This window comes from Hafnia psychrotolerans (assembly GCF_014639435.1).
Lineage (GTDB): Bacteria > Pseudomonadota > Gammaproteobacteria > Enterobacterales > Enterobacteriaceae > Ewingella > Ewingella psychrotolerans.
Map to the genome: position 1 here is coordinate 82,685 of NZ_BMFZ01000001.1, position 18,232 is coordinate 100,916.

Below are 18,232 nucleotides of genomic sequence, written 5' to 3' on the forward strand. Positions count from 1 at the left end.
ATGAGCCTAACAGGCAACGTGCCCGCTCAGCGTCTGGCGACGTTTCACCTGCGCTGGCTGCCGCGTCAGCAGGCACTGCGGCTGGGCATGTTGATGTTACTGGTGTGGGTCCTGGTCGCGCTGCTCAGCCCGTGGATTGCGCCTTATGATCCGATTGCCCAGGATGCCGCCGCGACACTCTTGCCGCCCAATCTGGCGCATCCGTTTGGCACCGATAACTTTGGCCGCGACATCCTCTCGCGGGTGATGTGGGGCGCCCGGGTAGACCTGCAAATCTGCCTCATCGGCGTTATTTTTCCGTTTACCTTCGGCACGCTGATCGGCGCGTTTTCCGGCTATCTCGGCGGCGCGGTCGATACCTTCTTGATGCGGGTCATTGACGTGGTGTTGGCGTTTCCGTTTCTGGTGCTGATGCTGTCGATCATCGCCATTCTCGGGCCGGGGCTTGGCAGCTTTTACATCGCGATGGCGATGGTCGGCTGGGTATCTTATGCCCGTCTGGTGCGCTCGCAGGTACTGACCCTCAAACACCGAGATTTTATTCTGGCGGCGCGCAGTCTGGGCTACAGCCATCCGCGTATTTTACTTTTACACCTGTTGCCGAATGCCCTGACCAGTTCGCTGGTGTTCTCGATGTCTGACTGCGTACTGGTATTGCTCAGCGGCGCGTCGGTGAGTTATCTCGGGCTTGGCGTCCAGCCGCCAGTGGCAGAATGGGGCGTGATGATCGCCGAAGGGCAAAGCTTTATCACCACGGCGTGGTGGATAACGACCTTTCCCGGCCTGGCGATTGTGGTGCTGGCAATGAGTTTCAGCCTGCTGGCTGACGGTCTGGGCGACAAACTGGGAGAGCGACCATGACACTATTGCAGGTTAACGGTTTAACGGTTGAAGACCGGCAAGGCATCACGTTAGTGGATCAATTGTCTCTGACGCTGAACCCGGGCGACATTCTTGGACTGGTCGGCGAGAGCGGTTCGGGCAAAACCCTGAGCTGCCGGGCGATGATGCGCCTTTTGCCCGGTGAAGGACTGACGATCAGCGGTGGCGAGATCCGGTTTAATGGCACGGATTTACTGACCCTGAGTGATAAACGTATGACGGCGATCCGTGGGCGGGAAATCGGCATGATTTTCCAGAATCCGGCCAGCCACCTTAATCCGGTGATGACCATCGGCCAGCAAATTGCCGAAAGCCGTCGCTTACATTTCGGTGCGAGCCGCCGTGAAGCCCATCTTCAGGCGATAGCGTTATTGCGGCAGGTCGGCATTCCTGATCCGCAGCGCCGTGCAGACAATTATCCCCATGAGTTTTCCGGCGGCATGCGCCAGCGCGCGATGATCGCTGTCGCCCTGGCTTGCGAGCCGAAAATGCTGATCGCCGACGAACCCACCACCGCGCTGGACGTTACCGTGCAGATGCAGATTTTACGGCTGCTCCGTGATCTGCGCGACCGTCTGGGGATCGCCATTATTCTGATTACGCACGATCTTGGCGTGGTGGCACAAACCTGTGACCGTATTGCGGTGATGTACGGCGGCAGGCTATGCGAAACCGGTGAGAAACGTCCGGTACTGGCACAGGCGCTACACCCTTATACCCGCGGTTTGATTGACTGTCAGCCAGTCAGCGAAGGCGGCACCGGGCGGCTGGTCACACTACCCGGCCAGCCGCCGGTTGCGGCGAGTTTCCCTGTCGGCTGTCGCTTTCATCCCCGCTGCACCCGAGCCACGCCGCTGTGCCAGCACCTTCAGCCAGCCATGCAAACCGCTTCATTGGCTCACAGCCACGTGGCCGCCTGCCATCATCCGCTGCACGTTATGACATCCGGGAGTGAATATGGTCAATAAACCCTACCCGCTGCTGGAAGTTGAAGAACTGTCCGTGGTGTTTCCTGTCTCTGGCGGTTTTGGTCTTAAAAAACGTTATGTGCAGGCGGTGAATGGTGTTTCGTTACACATCAACGCGGGGGAAACGCTGGGGCTGGTCGGTGAATCGGGCAGCGGCAAAAGTACGCTCGGCAGGGCGATACTGCATCTGGAAACCGCCAGCGCCGGACGCGTGCGGTTTCGCGGGCAACTGATCACCGACGGCGTGAAGCCGGATATCGCCCGTCTGCGCCAACAAACCGCGATGATTTTTCAGGATCCGTTCTCCTCGCTGAACCCGCGTCAGACGCTGGGGGAAAGTATCAGCGAAGTGCTGCGTGTGCATCAAAAAGTGACGAAAGCAGACATTCCTGCGCGGGTCAGCGAACTGCTGACGCTGGTCGGCCTCAGCCCGGAACATGCGGGTAAACGGCCACAGGCGCTGAGCGGCGGGCAGTGTCAGCGCGCCGGCATTGCCCGCGCGCTGGCGATCGAACCGCGACTGATCGTCGCTGATGAGTGCGTGGCCGCGCTGGATGTGTCGATTCAGGCACAAATCATTAATTTGCTGATGGATCTGCGCGAAAACATGGGGTTGGCGATCCTGTTTATCGCCCATGATCTGGCGATTGTCCGCCGTCTGTGCGACCGCGTGGCCGTGATGTACCTCGGGCGCATCGTCGAAAGCGGCCCGACGCAGACCGTGTTTAACACACCGCGCCATCCTTATACCGCCGCGCTGGTGGCGGCCATTCCAGAAATCGACCCCGACCGGCCACTGCCGGCGCATCCGCTACAGGGCGAGCCGCCAAGCCCGGTCTCTTTGCCGGCGGGCTGCGCTTTTCACCCACGCTGTGTTCACGCACTTCCCGCGTGCAGACAGGGCGCGGTACCAGAAACCCGGCATATTGCCGACCATGCCTTCGCCTGTGTGCTTGATAGCCACAGCCGCGACAGGCTTTATCCGATGACTGAAGGAATGTGACATGAAGCAAAAGCATTTTAACGTTGTGGCCGCCGGGGTGTTGCTGGCATTAAGTCTGGTCAGCGAAATGGCGCAGGCTGCCGGGGTGTTAACCATTGGTCGTCGCGAAGACAGCACTACCTTTGACCCCATCAAATCCGCGCAAAACGCCGATAACTGGGTCTTCTCCAATGTCTTTGATCCGCTGGTCCGGGTCGATAACAGTGGGACTAAACTGCTGCCGGGGCTGGCGGAAAGCTGGTCTATCTCGCCGGACGGCAAGACTTATACGCTGAAAATGCGTGAGGCAAAATTCTCTGACGGCACGCCGGTGACAGCTTCAGATGCCGTGTTCAGCCTGACACGTATCCGTGACGATGCGGGCTCTATGTGGAAAGACTCCTACAGCATTATCGATACGCTCAAAGCTGCCGATCCGCACACGCTGGTGATCACCCTGAAAACGCCGTCGGCGGCATTTTTATCCCAGCTGGCGCTACCGAACGCCTCGGTGATTTCACAACAGGCGCTGACCAAACAGGGCGCGGAGGATTTTGCTGAGCATCCGGTCGGCTCCGGCGCATTCAGCGTGAAAGAGTGGACGCGCGGTGAGAAAGTTGAACTGGTAAAAAACCCGTATTACTGGGATGCGGCGAAGGTAAAACTGGACGGCGTCGAATGGCTGACGCTGCCGGATGACAATACCCGTATGCTGAAAGTGCAGGCCGGAGAAATCGATGCGGCGCTGTCCATTCCGTTCTCGCGCATTTCATCGCTGCAAAAAGATCCGAAACTGAACGTTGAGCTGGATACTTCCACCCGCGAAGATCATCTGCTGATCAACCACGCCCACGGCGATCTTGCCAAAGTGGAAGTGCGGCAGGCGCTGGATTTCGCTATTGATAAGAAATCGATAATCGATACCGTGACCTTCGGCTACGGCAAAATCGCCAACTCCTACATCCCGGATGGCGCGCTGTATCATTACGCCGCGAACCTGCAACGTCCTTATGATCCGGAAAAAGCCAAAGCGCTGCTGGCGGCGGCGGGGGTGAAAAATCTGACGCTGAAATATCTGGTGAACGCCGGGGATGAAGTGGATGAGCAAATCGCCGTCCTTTTACAGCAACAGCTGGCAAAAGCGGGGATCACCGCCAATCTGCAAAAAGTTGACCCGAGCCAGAGCTGGGACATGCTGGTGGCGGGGGATTACGACATTTCGGTCATGTACTGGACCAACGATATCCTCGATCCGGACCAGAAAACCACCTTTACGCTGGGTCACGATTCGAACAATAACTACATGACCCACTACCATAACGAGAAGGTGAAAGCGCTGGTCGCCGCCGCGCGTATCGAAATGGATCCGGCCAAACGCGAGCAGATGTACATTGATTTGCAGAAAATGGCCAAAGCCGACGTGAACTGGATCGATCTGTACTACAGCCCGTATCGCAATGTGACCCGTAAAAATATCAAAGATTTCCATCAGAATCCGTTAGGCCGTTTCACGTTAGAGGAAACCGTGAAAGAGTAATTTTTGCCACACCAGGGGAAGTCAGTAGTAAAAAATAAGTCTGCCTCATTTGCCCACTTTCGAGTGGGCTTTTTATTGCCTCACCTATCGTGACCTCCCGGACGTCTTCCCCTGATAACCGTGCATTGATCTCATTTATCATGGCCTTATGGTTAACTTTGAATTAGAATGATAATAATTATCATTTATGTTTGTTCTTTTCCTGGCTGCGGTGGATCTGAACCCCCGTGGCGGCTCTGTTAGTTATTGTTTGAGAGGATTTATGAGATCGTTGACATCCCCCTTAATAAAGAAGCGCATCCTGCCGCTGGCACTATTCATTTCACTCGTCACCTCGGGTTCTGCATGGGCTGAAAGTACGTTCAGTGTTGAACGTAAACCGGTGAATAAAGGGGCTTATGAACTGGTGTACCGTTCTTCGCAGGCTTTGTATCTGGCGACATCGGGCAGCCGCAAGCTCGACAAAGGCGGCATTCTGTACCGTCTTGACCCGGCCACGTTGAGCGTTACGCAGACCATTAAAAATGCGCTGAAACCCTTTGGTCTGGCGATGAACAAGAAAACCGACACGCTGTTCCTCGGTAATACTGTCAACAGCGCGATAACCGCTGTGGATGCAAAAACGGGGGAAGTGAAGGGGACGCTGGTGCTGGATAAGCGCCCGCGCACCGAAACTGAGCGTCCGCTGGCACCACGTGAATTGGTCGTGGATGAGAAAACCGACACCGTTTATATGGGGGGATTAGGGGATCAAAGTGTCGTGTGGGTCATTGACGGTGCAACGTTGCAACTGCGCAAAACCATTGCAGACTTGGGGAAATATGCCACCGGGCTGGCGCTCGACAGTGCGGCATCGCGTTTGTATGTGACCAATGCAAACAATGAATTTATTACCATCGACACAAAAACCAATGCAGTTCTCTCACGCGTGAAACTGGACGCCGACGGTGAACACTTCTATTTGAATATCGCACTGGATCCGGCCACACATCGCGCCTTTATTACGGATTCCAAATCACCGCATTTACTGGTGGTGGATACCGCAAATGGCCAGGTGCTGCACAAAATCGACCTGCCAGTCTCGCTGGCCGTGTTGTTCAACCCGGTTCGTGATGAAATTTACGTCACCCACCGTAACGCGGGCCAAGTCAGCGTGATTGACGCGAAAACTTACAAGGTATTGCACAGCATCGACACGCCGGTTCACCCGAACAGCCTGGCGCTGTCGGACGACGGTCAGTCGCTGTTTGTTAGCGTAAAACAGGCCGCATCGAAGCAGAAAGAGGCCACTGAGCCGGATGATGTGGTGCGTATAACCTTTACTGATAAGTAATGTCGCGAGGGGACTTCGCGTTGCAGCCCGTCTTTTGCAACGCGAATGATGTTGGATCTGGATTTAGCGTTTGTATTTAGAAAAATGCCGCTGCGGAGTGATCCGCAGCGGCATTTTTTAACCTAACTTACCTGACTTAGAAGTGGGTGTTCAGACTCATATAATAGGTTCTGCCCGGTTCGTTGTAGGTCGCGGCCCCGGCGCCGTACATGTAGGCGTTGGTGATGGCGTTACCGACGGTCTGAGCGTTGCCTTCGCGGTACTGGCGTTTATCGAACAAGTTATCAATACCGGTCGTCACGCTGACATATTTATTCACTGTGTAGGTGCCGCTCAGGCCAAATATGGCGTAAGGGCTCACTTCATTCCGTTCGCTGCCAGTGATCGCTTCACCTTTGTAGTTGTATTTCTTCGGCTTCTGACGGCCATACCAGGTCATGGTGGATTGCAGCGAGAGGTCTTCCGTGGCCTGCCAGCTCAACGTAGAGTTGATGGTGAACTTTGGAATAATCGACAGATAATCGCCGGTCTCTTTATTCTTGCTCTCAATCATGTAGGTGCCGTTGTTATTCCAGGCAAGGGTGTCAGTCACCGGAATATTCAGCGTTCCTTCCAGCCCCTGAACCACGGCTTTCGGTACGTTTTCCCAGCGATAAACATCGGAGCTACCGTTGGTTGAGGTGCCGCTTGCCACAGAGCCCGCTTCGATTTTATTGCGGTAATCGTTGCGGAAATAGGTCAGGCCCGCCAGATAACCATTGCGGTGGAACTCCAACCCGATCTCTTTATTGATGCTGGTCTCAGCCTTCAGGTCGTCATTTCCCAGCAGGTAACAACCTCCGCTGCTGGCGGCACAACCCTGACCTTTGCTGTAGAGCACGTAGTTTGGATTGGTCTGGTAGAGGCTGGGGGCTTTGTAAGCGCGGGCGATACCCATTTTCAGCGTGAAGTCGTCACCCAGTTCCTGTGACAGGTTCAGGGATGGGCTCCAGTTGTCACCCACAATCGAGTGGTGATCAAAACGCAGGCCTGGCGTCAGTGTGGTGCTGTCGGTCAGCTCCATATTGTTTTCTGCAAACAGCGAGAAAATCTCAGCGGAAGCGTAAGGACTGCGGTTGGTGCTATCCACACCCGCAATATCTCCTCCCATCATGGTCTGGGTATTGGAGGAAGGGTCTTTCATCTTTTGCTGATTCCACTCGGTGCCGAGGGTCGCGGTCTGCGGCACCCAGAGATCGAACGGCACACTCACTTCACTGTGCAGCAAGACGTTATTAAGCGAGGTGGTATTGAAAGCCGTGCTGGCGAAAATCCCCTCGGTGCCGCCAGCCAGCCCTTCATTCAAACGCGTATTCCTGGTTTTCTCATACTGCACATAGTTGGTGGTACTGATGCCGTTATCCCACGCGCCACGATAATTCAGCGCATAGGTCTGGCGGTAAATGCGGTTGGTCTCATTACCATACTGGCTTTTCACCAGGTCGCTGGTGTTGGTATTTTGCGTATCACCGGCATACAGGTTGCCCTGACGTCCATTGTAAACTTCGAACTCCAATGACTGCATCGGTGCGAAATCCCAACGCAGCAGGCCATCGATGTTTTTATCAATCACGCCTTCACGCCCGGCAGGCAGCGTATCCGCGTAGGTGCCCGTGCGTAAAGATTGATGCCCTTGGTTGATATCTTGCGCGTCAGCCTGGGTTTTACTGTAGCCGCCAAACAGGCGGAAGCTGAACTGATCGCCGAGCGGGCCGGAGAGGCTGAAGTCGGTACGCTTGGTCGAGCCTTCTTGATCATGTTGTGGCACGTTCATGTAGGTATTCCATGAGCCGTGCAACGCGTTGGTATCGCGTTTGGTGATGATATTGACGACGCCACCTGCCGCACCGTTGCCGTAGCGTGCCGCGGCTGGGCCACGCAGCACTTCGATGCGTTCAATCATATCTGGCGGTACCCAGGCGGTGTCACCGCGAGTATCGCGCTCGCCACGCCAGCCCTGACGTACCGAGTTGCGGCTGTTGGCTGGAAGGCCGTCGATCAGGATCAGGGTATTTTCCGGACCCATACCACGAATATCAATCTGACGATTATTACCGCGCTGGCCGCTGGTGGAGTTCCCGGTGAGGTTGACGCCGGGCATGGTGCGTATCAGCTCGCTGATATCACGTGCCGGAGGCCGTTTTTTGATTTCATCCGCAGTGATGGTGGAGACGCCCGGTGCCTGTAGATTTTGCTGCGCGGCGGTGACCATGATGGTGTCGCCATTGAGATCTTCGGTTTTATTGGACTCGGTGTGATCTGCCGATGACTCAACCGTGGTCGCGGCGCTGAGAGAGGTTGAGAATGTGCTGGCCCCGAGGCCCAATCCTAAAAGCGTCGCTAAAGAGTAGCTGGACAATGTGTTGTTCATTTTCGTTCCTGGTCCGGTTTCCGTCCCTGAACCACTGGTTGCAATGGCTGCATGAGGGGAGATAAAAGCCAGCAGCGGGACAGCCGGTTGTCATGGGGTGTGTCGTCAATTGTTGCCCAATACGCTTGGGCAGACACACACTATTGCAAATGAAAACAATTATCAATACCATTCTCCTTATCGTTTGACGTAACGCCAAAAATGATTTCTACATGTAACTTGTTATAAAAGATGACGTTATGGCTATGTTAAATAAACCACCACAAAGTGAGTAGGTATGTTGGAAATGGAATCAGAGTCAGAAAGTGGCGCGCAACTGTCCAGCCGGTATGCGGGCAGTAACCGCTGGTGGCTGGACATTGCCCGACGCGGAACGCCATGGATTGAGCCTTCAAAACCGGGTCACTGGAAGGTCACCTTCTTCTGGCGTGATCCGCAAGGCAACGAATTCACGTCAGCCTGTCAGCATGTGTGGATCAACATTACCGGCAAGACCGACCACCATCAGACCGCTCTTCCACAAAGCCTGCAACGCCTAACCGGCACGGATGTCTGGTTCTGGCAAACCGACATCGAAGCGGGCTGGCGCGGCAGTTACAGTTTTATGCCCGTCACCGAGAGTCATCCTTTCATACCCCCGTCAGATGACCCTCATGCCAACATGATGGCGTTGCGCCACTGGTGGAGTGATCGCTTTACGACCTCAACGCACGACATCCTCAACGCCCACCGCAGTTGGTCCGGCGGACGCGGACATCGGGTATCCGGGCTGCATATGCCGGACGCTCTGCCGCAAAGCGTGTGGCGAGATTTCGACAACTTCGCGACCGGCTGTGGCCGCTGTACGCCAGCACCGCCGACCTTGCTGCAAAAACAGCAATGGCACAGCCCGCGTCTCGGTAACAGCCGCACGGTTTGGGTGTATACCACCGGCGACAGCGATCCCACCTCGCGCCCGTTAGCCATTCTGCTGGATGGCCAGTTCTGGTCGCAGGAGATGCCGGTCTGGGAACCGCTGCATCAGTTGACGGAGCAGGGCAAACTGCCCGAGGCGGTGTATCTGTTAATTGAGGCGATAGATATCGAACACCGCAGCCGCGAACTGACCTGCAATGCTGACTTCTGGCTGGCGGTGCAGGAGGAACTTCTGCCGCAGCTGCGCGTCTGGGCGCCATACCGTGATTCGCCCGACACCACCCTGGTGGCCGGACAAAGTTTTGGTGGCCTCTCGGCGCTGTACGCCTGCCTGCACTGGCCACAAACCTTTGGCTGTGCGCTCAGTCAGTCTGGCTCCTTCTGGTGGCCGCAACGCCAAATCCAGCAGGCAGAACCGTCTGAGGATCAATCCGGCTGGTTACTGCGCCAGATCGAGCAGGGTGTTGGGCAGGCTGCATCGCTGAAAATCTTTATGGAAGCGGGTGTGCATGAGCGTCTGATCCATCGGATGAACGGCGAACTGGTGAAACGGTTACAGCAGACGTCGCATCAGCTTCATTACCGCGATGTTGTCGGCGGGCATGATGCCCTTTGCTGGCGCGGCGGACTCATGGACGGGCTGGCGATGTTGTGGTCACCACACTTTGTGGTTACCACCGCGGCAGTGCGTGAAGTCGAAGGAGTGTGTGATGGAAAACCTTAACCCGTTTGATGACCCAAATGGGGTGTGCTGCGTATTAAGTAACGACCAGCAGCAGTTCAGCCTGTGGCCGGACACTTTGTTGGTTCCCGCGGGCTGGCACGTAGTCTTTGGCCCGTCGGCCCGCGAGCAATGCGCCAACTGGCTGGAGGAAAATTGGCGTGACATGCGCCCACAATCCCTGCGCCTGCATGATGCAGCCTCTTTCGAACAGGAGTGATCTGGTGTCTGAAACTTCGCGATTAGCACCCCGTAAAGGCGTGACCACCGCCATGCCGCTGGTGGCCGCGCAACCCGGCATTTGGATGGCGGACCAGCTTTCGCCGCACGGCAATGCCTACACCGTCGCCCATTATATTGACATTAACGGCTCGCTCGATACCGGCGACATGATGCAAGCCATCGTGCAGGGCCTGGCTGAAGCCGATACGCTGCATATGCGTTATGAGGAGCAGGACGGCTTTGCGTGGCAAAGCCCGCAGTCACCGGCTTCCGCTTTTCAGCCAGAGTGCCTGGATTTGCGCGAGTCGGCCAATCCTGAGCATGCCGCGCTGAACCTGATGCGCCAGGATCTGGCGGCGGAACTGCGTATTCTCAGTGGCAAGATTCTGCACCGCCATGTCCTGATCCGCATCGCCGATGCGCGCTGGTTTTGGTATCAGCGCTATCACCATATTCAGGTCGATGGCTTTAGCTTCACCGCGATTGCCCGGCGTATCGCCACGCTTTATACCGCGCGGCGCCAGGGGCAAACGCCAGAACCTACGCCATTTGTGCCGTTCCGGGAGGTGGTGGAGGAGTATCAGCAGTACCAGCAAGGACCCGCTTTTGCGCGTGATGCCCAGTTCTGGCGTGAAAAAGCCGCGACGCTACCCGCGCCAGCGACCCTCTGCCCGCAGCCATTGACCGGGCAGGTACCGTCGGTGCGCCTTCATCGGCTTTCATGTGACTGCAACGCTCGTCAGCTGGCGTCTCTGATCGCGATGGCACCAGAAGACGCGTTGACTGCCAGCGACATCGCCATCGCGCTGGTGGTGCTGTGGGTATCACGTTTGAGTGGTCAGACAGATTTCTGTGGCGGTTTCATTTTCATGCGCCGCATGGGCTCAGCCGCATTGTGTGCGACCGGTCCCGTGATCAACGTGCTGCCGGTGGCGATGAACGTGGCTCCCACTCACAGGCTGGCTGAACTGGCCGTTAGCCTGCGCAACGAACTCAAAAAAGTTCGCCGCCATCAACGTTACGATGCCGAGCAGATCTCCCGTGACATGGGCATTGCTGGTGATGCCCGACCGCTGTACGGCACGGTATTCAACTTTAAAATGTTCGACTACCACATCGATTTCGACGGTGTGGCAGGCACCACGCACGATCTTGCCTCCGGGCCGGTGCGGGATCTGGAGATCGCGCTGCATATCGGTGATCGCGGTGCGCTAACGGTGGATCTGCAGGCCAATGCTGAACGCTATGATCGCGACGAGCTTGAGGCGCATTTGCAGCGCCTGCCGTTGTTGCTGAGTCAGTTTGCCGCAGATACGGCATTGCCGATCGGTGCGGCGAACCTGCTGAGCGACGCAGACCGTCAGTTGCTCGAACGGGTCAACAATACCGCCCATCCGGTGGTGAAAAGTACGCTGAGCCAGCAGTTGGCGGAACAGGCAGAACGCACGCCGCACGCGCCTGCGTTGGCCGATCAGCATCATCAGTTCAGCTATGCACAGACCCGCGCACAGGTTGTGGCACTGGCACAACAGCTGACGAAACAGGGCGTGATACGCGGCGATATTGTGGCCGTTGCGCTGCCGCGCTCGGTGTTTCTGTCGCTGGCGCTGATGGCGATTGTTGAGGTGGGCGCAGCTTACCTGCCGCTCGATACCGGCTACCCCGATGAGCGGCTGAGGATGATGCTGGAAGATGCCAGCCCGCGGTTGATCATCACACATCCCGACCAGCTGGCGCGTTTTGCTGATCAGGGCCGCATACTGCTGGTGGACAAACCTTTCCCGCCGGATGCGGTAGCCGCGCTGCCGGTTAATGCGCCAACGCCTGAACATGCGGCTTACTTGATCTTCACCTCAGGATCGACAGGTCGCCCTAAAGGGGTCGTGGTCGGGCATCAGGCCATCGTTAACCGGCTGCTGTGGATGCAGGATCGCTACCCGCTAACCTGTCAGGATGTGGTGTTGCAAAAAACGCCGTGCAGTTTTGATGTCTCGGTGTGGGAGTTTTTCTGGCCGCTGATGGTTGGCGCGCGTTTGGTGATGGCACCGCCGGAAGCGCACCGCGATCCCGAATCGCTGTTGAATCTGATTGAACAACATCAAGTGACCACGCTGCACTTTGTGCCGTCAATGCTGGCGGCGTTTGTCGCTGCGCTGGACACCCCGCAGGCCGTCGCCCAGTGTGCTTCGCTCAAACAGGTATTTTGCAGCGGAGAAGCGCTACCCACCGAGCTTTGCCGTTTATGGCAGCGTAAAACCGGCGTGCCGCTGCACAATCTGTATGGCCCGACCGAAGCCGCGGTAGATGTCAGCTGGCACCCCGCATGGGGCGATGCATTGGCGGCGGTCAACGGGGCTAACGTTCCCATCGGCCTGCCCGTGTGGAACACGGGGCTGCGTATTCTTGACGCACGGTTACAGCCGGTGCCGCCGGGCGTGGCGGGGGATCTCTACCTGACCGGCGACCAGTTGGCTCAAGGCTATCTTGGTCGACCTGAGCTCACCGCCAGCCGCTTTGTGGCTGACCCGTTCGGGCAGGGCGGACGCATGTACCGCACCGGTGATGTGGCGCGATGGTTGCCTGACGGTGCAGTGGAGTATCTCGGGCGCAGTGACGATCAGCTCAAAATTCGCGGTCAACGCATTGAACTGAGCGACATCGACCATGCCCTGCTGTCGCTGCCCGGTGTGCAGCAGGCCGTGACTCACGCCACGGTCTTGGGCGCGGTCAGCAGCGACGCCACCTGTGGTGACGCACGTCAGTTGGTGGGGTACCTGGTCGCACAACCTGGCGTGACACTGGATGCCGGAAGTCTGCTCGCCGCGCTGGCCGAACGGTTGCCTGCGCATATGGTGCCGGTGGTGTTGGTGACACTCGACGCGTTGCCGCTCAGCGCTAATGGCAAGCTCGATAGGAAAGCGTTACCGCCGCCGCAAAGTGCCACAAACCTGTGTGGACGCGAACCCTTACCGGGGATCGAGAGCACGATTGCGACGCTGTTCGGGCGTTTATTGCAATGTGAACAGGTCTTTGCCGATGACGACTTTTTCGCACTCGGTGGACATTCGCTGCTGGCAATGCGCTTAGCCGCTGAACTGCGGCGTGAACTCGGCAAACCCGTGTCGGTCGGGCAGGTGATGGTGGCATCGCGGGTAGAACAACTGGCGCAGCTACTGGCCGAAGATCGCACGCAGGAAGAGGCGGACCGCAGCGGTTTTGATACGCTGTTGCCGCTGCGCATCAGCCGTGGCCCGATCCTCTTCTGTCTGCATCCGGCGTCCGGTTTTGCCTGGCAGTTCAGCGTACTGCCGCGCTACCTGGACGAACACTGGTCTGTGGTGGGCATTCAGTCGCCACATCCTGATGGCCCGCTGGCCGTCAGCCAGGATATGGAACAGGTATGTGATGCTCACCTGCAAACGGTCGTCAACATGCAGCCGCATGGCCCTTACCATTTCATCGGTTATTCACTTGGCGGGACGCTGGCACAGGGCATTGCGGCCCGCCTGCAAGCCAGAGGGGAAGAGGTGGCGTTTCTCGGGTTGCTGGACACCTACCCGCCGGAAACCCAGAGCTGGGATGTGATGCTGGATGACAACGTGTTGCAGGAGATCCAGCGCGAACGCCAGCAGTTCAGGGCGGCTTCAGAGCAGACACTGGATGGCGAACAGAGCGAGGCCCGCCAGACCATGTTCGATCATATTGAGGCCAACTATGCGGATTCAGTGCGCCTGTTGTCGGCGACCCACACCGCGCGCTTCCACGGACAGGCCACGCTGTTTGTCGCGCGGCAAACGTTGCAGGAAGGGATGGACGTACAACAAACCTGGGCGAAATACGTTGATGCCTTGCAGGTTCACGAACTGGACTGTGCGCACGTAGATATTGTCTCCCCGGCTTCGTTCAACGTCCTTGGGCCGTTGCTCAATCGTGTCTTAAGAACCTTAACGACGTAACCTTAGGTCAATCAGGGCGGCGTATCGCTGGGGAGGGTTCTCTTCCCAGCGGTACCACTAGCGGCGTATGCGAAACGGGATCGTCGATGATCATACAGCGTAGACCGAATACGGCTTCAATCAGTGTGGTGGTCACAATTTCTGCCGGTGATCCTTGGGCGACAATCTTGCCCTCGCGCATGGCGATCAAGTGCGTGGCATAACGGCAGGCGTGGTTGAGATCATGCAACACCACCACCAGCGTGCGGCCCAGATTACGGTTGAGATCCTGCATTAATTCCAGCAAATCAATCTGATGAGTGATATCCAGCCAAGTGGTCGGCTCATCGAGTAACAACAGCGGTGTTTGCTGAGCCAGCACCATGGCTATCCACACCCGTTGGCGCTGTCCGCCTGACAGGGTATCGACGGCACGATCCGCCAGCTCGCTGATACCCGTTGCCTGCATGGCTTCACTGACCGCCAGCCGGTCAGCCTCTTTCCAGCGGCTGAACATCCGTTGATGCGGATAACGGCCACGGCCAACCAAATCTTCTACCAAAATATCGCCGGGCGCGACCGAGCTTTGCGGCAACAACCCGAGTTCACGCGCCACCTCTTTGGTCGCGTAGTCGCTTATCTGTCGGCCATTGAGCAGCACAGTGCCAGATTGCGGTGAAATCAGGCGACTCAACGTACGTAAAAGAGTCGATTTTCCACAGGCATTAGGACCGATAATCACGGTCAGTTCGCCGTGTGGAATGGTGATATTCAGATCCTCTATCACCACTTTTTTGTCATAGCTTAGGGTTAGATTTTCACCCCGCAGCGGGGCGTTATGGTGTTTTTGCGTCATCATTTTCTGCGCGACTCACGAATTAATAATCCAATCAGATAAATGCCGCCGAGACTGACGGTCAGCACACCGACCGGCAACTGGTAAGGTAAGAACAGGCGCTGTGTCGCGACGTCTGCTGCCAGCAACAGCAGTGCGCCGGTCAGGCCAGCAATGAGCAGCGGCTGTGACTGATTGGGACACAACCGGCGGGCAATTTGCGGGGCAACCAGCGCGATAAAGGAGATCGGCCCGGCGACCGCAGTGGCGGCGGCAGTCAGGGCCACGCCCGTCAGCATCAACAGCAGCCGCGAGCGTTCTACCGGCACACCCAGCGCACGGGCCATATCATCGCCCATCTCCAGCAAATGCATACGCCGCGAGAGCATGAGCGCCAGTCCCCAGGCCAGAATAATCAGGCCCACTACCGGGAGGCTTTTAGCCCAGGTCATACCGTTCAGCGAACCTGCGCTCCATAACCCGGCCGCCAGTGCTGACTCCAGCGAGGCCGAAATCACCAGCCAGGTGTTGCCAGCCACGAGCAGCGCACGTATGGCGATACCCACAATAATCAGGCGGAAGGTTTCAACCCCGTTACGCCACGCCAGCAGGTAGACCAGTAAGGCTGTCAGCAGGCCGCCAGTCATCGCGCCTGCGGTAATGCCCAGCATCGAGCTATTGAACAACACGATCGCCACCAGTACGCCACTGTAGGCACCGGTATTGAAGCCAATCACATCCGGGCTGCCGAGGGGATTACGCATCAGCGACTGAAAAATTGCCCCGCTGGCCGCCAGCGCCGCGCCCAAAATCAACGCCATCGTTACGCGGGGCAGCCGCCACTGGGTGACAATAACCGTTAGATTATGTGGCCCTTCTCCGTGCAGGGCGTTAATCACCTGCATCGGGCTAAGTGAGAGCGTGCCGCTGCCCAGCCCGTATATCGCCAATATCACGCAGAGGATCATGAGGCATAAGATCGTGAGTATTTGTCGCGAAAATGGCGCTATCTTGCGCGAAGGTGGTGTGGTTGAAATGAAGCTTGTCATTATGAACCCCGCTTCATCAGCGCACGGTTACGCACCAGCACAATCAGCACCGGTGCGCCGATAAAGGCTGTCACGATAGAGACGCGGAGTTCGCCCGGTATCAGCAACCGTCCGACAATATCGGCCGTCAGCAGTAAAATCGGCGTCAGTACCAGCGTCCAGGGCAGCATCCAGCGTGGATCTGAGCCCGCCATGTGGCGTGCGATGTGCGGCATGATGAGGCCAACGAAGGCAATCGGCCCGACCGCCGCCGTGGCACTGCCGCACAGTAATGTCACGGCCAGCAGACCGCACAGCTGGGTAGGAATAATGCGGGTCCCCAGCGCTGTCGCAAGATCACTTCCCATGCTCAGGTTATTCAGGGCACGGGTCATCAGCAGCGTGAGGAAGGCTCCGCTGAGGATCGGCAATGTTACCGCGTGGATCACCGCCATACTGCGGATATCCAACGAGCCAGCCTGCCAGAAACGCAGTTGATCAAACACCAAAGGATTGAGCAGGGAGAGCCCTGAGCTAAAACCTTCCAGCACGGCACCGAGCGCCACGCCCGCTAGCGTCAGGCGTATCGGGCTGACCTTGCCGCCACCGATAGCGCCGATCAACGCCACCATCAGCGTCGCGACCAGCGCACCGGCAAAGGCAAACCATAAATACTGGCTGACGTCGACGGCGCCGAAAAAGGTGATGCCCAGCACCACGGCAAAACCGGCACCGGCGTTGACGCCAAGAATCCCGGGATCGGCCAGCGGATTGCGGGTGAGGATTTGCATCAGTGCGCCGGAAAGTCCCAGCGCCACGCCTGCCAACAGCCCGGCCAGCGTGCGTGGCAAACGAGCATCATGGATGATCACGCAGTCAGGCTGGGTGCACTGGCCCTGCAAAGCGGCGATCGTGGTATGCAGCGGGATGGATTTTGCGCCAACGGAGAGGCTGAGGAAAATAACCAGCGCCAGCCCGGCAATGGCCAACAACATACAGACAGCGCGGCGCAGGAATGCCTGCGAGGTGGCAGGTTGCCGCTGTTGTGGTGTGGGGCAAAGCTTGTGAGGTTTAGCGGTTAGAAGCCGTGACATAGTAAGGAAAGATACCAAAGTTAATCTGAATGATATTTATTATCATTATCTATTGCGTTTGACTATGGTAGCATGAGTTCTCTCTCAATAGCATCACTCCGACTGTGCCTTTTACTGGTTTAAGACAATTTTATAATGAATAAACCCTCGATTTTGCTCGACTTTTCCCTGCTGAAAACCCATGCCACTTTCCGTGCCGTCTTCTGCGCCCGCTTTATTTCGATTCTGGCATTGGGTCTGCTGGGTATTGCGGTGCCGGTACAAATTCAGGCCATGACGGGTTCCACGCTGTTGGTGGGGTTGTCGGTTACCTTGGCTGGAAGCGGCATGTTTGTTGGTCTGTTGATGGGCGGCGTGATGGCCGACCGCTATGAGCGTCGTCGCTTGATCTTGTTTGCGCGCAGCACCTGCGGGCTGGGGTTTATCGGGTTGTGTATCAATGCGGCTTTGCCTGCGCCCTCGCTGACCCTGATCTATCTGCTGGCGGTGTGGGATGGTTTCTTTGGTGCGGTAGGTGTTACGGCGCTGTTGGCGGCCACGCCCGCGATTGTCGGGCGTGAAAATCTGGTGCAGGCCGGGGCGATCAGCATGCTTACCGTGCGGTTTGGCTCGATTCTCTCGCCAGCGATTGGCGGGCTGGTGATCGCCAGCGGTGGGGTCGTGTGGAACTACGCTCTGGCGGCGCTCGGTACTGGCCTGACGCTGATCCCGCTGCTGCGTTTGCCACAATTGATGCCACCGGTACAAAAACGCGAACATCCGCTGCGGGCGCTGGTGTCCGGCTTCGCCTTCCTGTTGCAGAACCGGGTGATTGGCATGGTCGCGCTGATTGGTGCACTGCTGACCATGGCAAGCGCGGTGCGTGTGCTCTACCCGGCGCTGTCCGGTCTCTGGCAGGTTAGCGCGTCTGAGCTGGGGCTGATGTACGCGGCGGTGCCACTGGGTGCGGCTGTTGGTGCACTGACCAGCGGACGGGTGGCGAATGTGGCTCGGCCCGGCTGGATGCTGCTGATGACGGCCATCGGCGCGTTCGTTGCCATCGGCCTATTCAGCCTGATGCCGTGGTTTGGGCTGGGCTTGGTCTTTTTGGTTATCTTCGGCTATCTCAGCGCTATTAATGCGTTGCTGCAATATGCGCTAATCCAGAACCTGACGCCGGATGATTTCCTTGGCCGGATTAACGGCTTGTGGACCGCGCAGAACGTCACTGGCGATGCCATCGGTGCGTTGCTGCTCGGCGCGATGGGCTCAGTGATGTTACCCGCGATGACCACCGCAAGTTTCGGTTTCTCTGCTGCGGTTCTCGGCGTGGTGCTGGCGTTTGCGATGCGGGCGTTACGAGATACCGTTAACTGAGTGCGCTTCCAGCC

Annotated in this window: 13 protein-coding genes; 9 read left to right on the top strand and 4 right to left on the bottom strand. The window is 57.4% G+C overall.

Going from position 1 to position 18,232, the window contains the following annotated elements; all coding sequences use genetic code 11:
* The 5 genes from IEV89_RS00410 (at position 1) to yncE (ending at position 5,702) form a co-directional block, all read left to right on the top strand.
* Complete coding sequence (locus tag IEV89_RS00410; protein ID WP_188470302.1) at positions 1–861, top strand: ABC transporter permease; 861 nt, start codon at positions 1–3, stop codon at positions 859–861.
* Positions 858–1,850 (top strand): ABC transporter ATP-binding protein, encoded by a 993-nt coding sequence (locus IEV89_RS00415; protein ID WP_188469314.1) that lies wholly within the window; start codon positions 858–860, stop codon positions 1,848–1,850. The genes IEV89_RS00410 and IEV89_RS00415 overlap by 4 nt, the downstream gene beginning before the upstream one ends.
* Entirely contained in the window at positions 1,840–2,853 is a 1,014-nt protein-coding gene (locus IEV89_RS00420) for an ABC transporter ATP-binding protein (RefSeq protein ID WP_188469316.1), read from the top strand. The genes IEV89_RS00415 and IEV89_RS00420 overlap by 11 nt, the downstream gene beginning before the upstream one ends.
* Before the next feature lies 1 nt (position 2,854).
* On the top strand, positions 2,855–4,369 hold the full coding sequence (locus IEV89_RS00425) for an ABC transporter substrate-binding protein (RefSeq protein ID WP_188469318.1): 1,515 nt from the start codon (positions 2,855–2,857) through the stop codon (positions 4,367–4,369).
* 262 nt (positions 4,370–4,631) lie between these two features.
* Positions 4,632–5,702 carry a 7-bladed beta-propeller protein YncE gene (gene yncE, locus IEV89_RS00430; protein ID WP_188469320.1) on the top strand — a complete coding sequence of 357 codons (1,071 nt, stop codon included), beginning with the start codon at positions 4,632–4,634 and terminating at the stop codon, positions 5,700–5,702.
* A 136-nt stretch (positions 5,703–5,838) separates the two neighbouring features.
* Here the strand turns inward: yncE and IEV89_RS00435 are convergent, their stop codons facing one another.
* The gene (locus tag IEV89_RS00435; protein WP_188469323.1) at positions 5,839–8,112 is read right to left on the bottom strand and encodes a TonB-dependent siderophore receptor; all 2,274 of its coding nucleotides are present in this window, start codon (positions 8,110–8,112) and stop codon (positions 5,839–5,841) included.
* Between the two features lie 286 nt (positions 8,113–8,398).
* On the opposite strand from IEV89_RS00435, the gene fes reads away from it, so the two are divergent.
* Genes fes through IEV89_RS00450 form a run of 3 tightly spaced genes read left to right on the top strand, consistent with a single transcriptional unit; the run spans position 8,399 to position 13,926 of the window.
* Positions 8,399–9,751 carry an enterochelin esterase gene (fes, locus tag IEV89_RS00440; protein WP_188469325.1) on the top strand — a complete coding sequence of 451 codons (1,353 nt, stop codon included), beginning with the start codon at positions 8,399–8,401 and terminating at the stop codon, positions 9,749–9,751.
* The gene (locus IEV89_RS00445; protein WP_188469332.1) at positions 9,738–9,968 is read left to right on the top strand and encodes an MbtH family protein; all 231 of its coding nucleotides are present in this window, start codon (positions 9,738–9,740) and stop codon (positions 9,966–9,968) included. Before fes ends, IEV89_RS00445 begins: the two co-directional genes overlap by 14 nt.
* Before the next feature lie 52 nt (positions 9,969–10,020).
* Positions 10,021–13,926, top strand: a complete 3,906-nt coding sequence (locus IEV89_RS00450; protein ID WP_188470304.1) for an enterobactin synthase subunit F — start codon at positions 10,021–10,023, stop codon at positions 13,924–13,926.
* Positions 13,927–13,933: 7 nt separating this feature from the next.
* On the opposite strand, the gene IEV89_RS00455 is transcribed toward IEV89_RS00450, so the two are convergent.
* The 3 genes from IEV89_RS00455 to fepD all read right to left on the bottom strand — a co-directional run bounded on the left by IEV89_RS00455 (position 13,934) and on the right by fepD (position 16,862).
* Positions 13,934–14,764 (bottom strand): ATP-binding cassette domain-containing protein, encoded by an 831-nt coding sequence (locus IEV89_RS00455; protein ID WP_373283332.1) that lies wholly within the window; start codon positions 14,762–14,764, stop codon positions 13,934–13,936.
* Entirely contained in the window at positions 14,761–15,708 is a 948-nt protein-coding gene (fepG, locus tag IEV89_RS00460; protein WP_373283339.1) for an iron-enterobactin ABC transporter permease, read from the bottom strand. The genes IEV89_RS00455 and fepG overlap by 4 nt, the downstream gene beginning before the upstream one ends.
* Positions 15,709–15,788: 80 nt before the next feature.
* Positions 15,789–16,862 carry a Fe(3+)-siderophore ABC transporter permease gene (fepD, locus tag IEV89_RS00465; protein ID WP_188469336.1) on the bottom strand — a complete coding sequence of 358 codons (1,074 nt, stop codon included), beginning with the start codon at positions 16,860–16,862 and terminating at the stop codon, positions 15,789–15,791.
* A gap of 135 nt (positions 16,863–16,997) precedes the next feature.
* Here fepD and entS point away from each other — a divergent pair, with 135 nt between their 5' ends.
* A complete protein-coding gene (gene entS, locus IEV89_RS00470; RefSeq protein ID WP_188469339.1) occupies positions 16,998–18,218 on the top strand; it encodes an enterobactin transporter EntS in 1,221 nt (406 codons plus the stop codon).
* Positions 18,219–18,232: the final 14 nt, after the last annotated feature.

Coding starts and splice junctions, on each gene's coding strand:
- IEV89_RS00410 (WP_188470302.1), top strand. CDS start 1: ATGAGCCTAACAGGCAACGTGCCCGCTCAGCGTCTGGCGACGTTTCAC.
- IEV89_RS00415 (WP_188469314.1), top strand. CDS start 858: ATGACACTATTGCAGGTTAACGGTTTAACGGTTGAAGACCGGCAAGGC.
- IEV89_RS00420 (WP_188469316.1), top strand. CDS start 1,840: ATGGTCAATAAACCCTACCCGCTGCTGGAAGTTGAAGAACTGTCCGTG.
- IEV89_RS00425 (WP_188469318.1), top strand. CDS start 2,855: ATGAAGCAAAAGCATTTTAACGTTGTGGCCGCCGGGGTGTTGCTGGCA.
- yncE (WP_188469320.1), top strand. CDS start 4,632: ATGAGATCGTTGACATCCCCCTTAATAAAGAAGCGCATCCTGCCGCTG.
- IEV89_RS00435 (WP_188469323.1), bottom strand. CDS start 8,112: ATGAACAACACATTGTCCAGCTACTCTTTAGCGACGCTTTTAGGATTG.
- fes (WP_188469325.1), top strand. CDS start 8,399: ATGGAATCAGAGTCAGAAAGTGGCGCGCAACTGTCCAGCCGGTATGCG.
- IEV89_RS00445 (WP_188469332.1), top strand. CDS start 9,738: ATGGAAAACCTTAACCCGTTTGATGACCCAAATGGGGTGTGCTGCGTA.
- IEV89_RS00450 (WP_188470304.1), top strand. CDS start 10,021: ATGCCGCTGGTGGCCGCGCAACCCGGCATTTGGATGGCGGACCAGCTT.
- IEV89_RS00455 (WP_373283332.1), bottom strand. CDS start 14,764: ATGATGACGCAAAAACACCATAACGCCCCGCTGCGGGGTGAAAATCTA.
- fepG (WP_373283339.1), bottom strand. CDS start 15,708: ATGATCCTCTGCGTGATATTGGCGATATACGGGCTGGGCAGCGGCACG.
- fepD (WP_188469336.1), bottom strand. CDS start 16,862: ATGTCACGGCTTCTAACCGCTAAACCTCACAAGCTTTGCCCCACACCA.
- entS (WP_188469339.1), top strand. CDS start 16,998: ATGAATAAACCCTCGATTTTGCTCGACTTTTCCCTGCTGAAAACCCAT.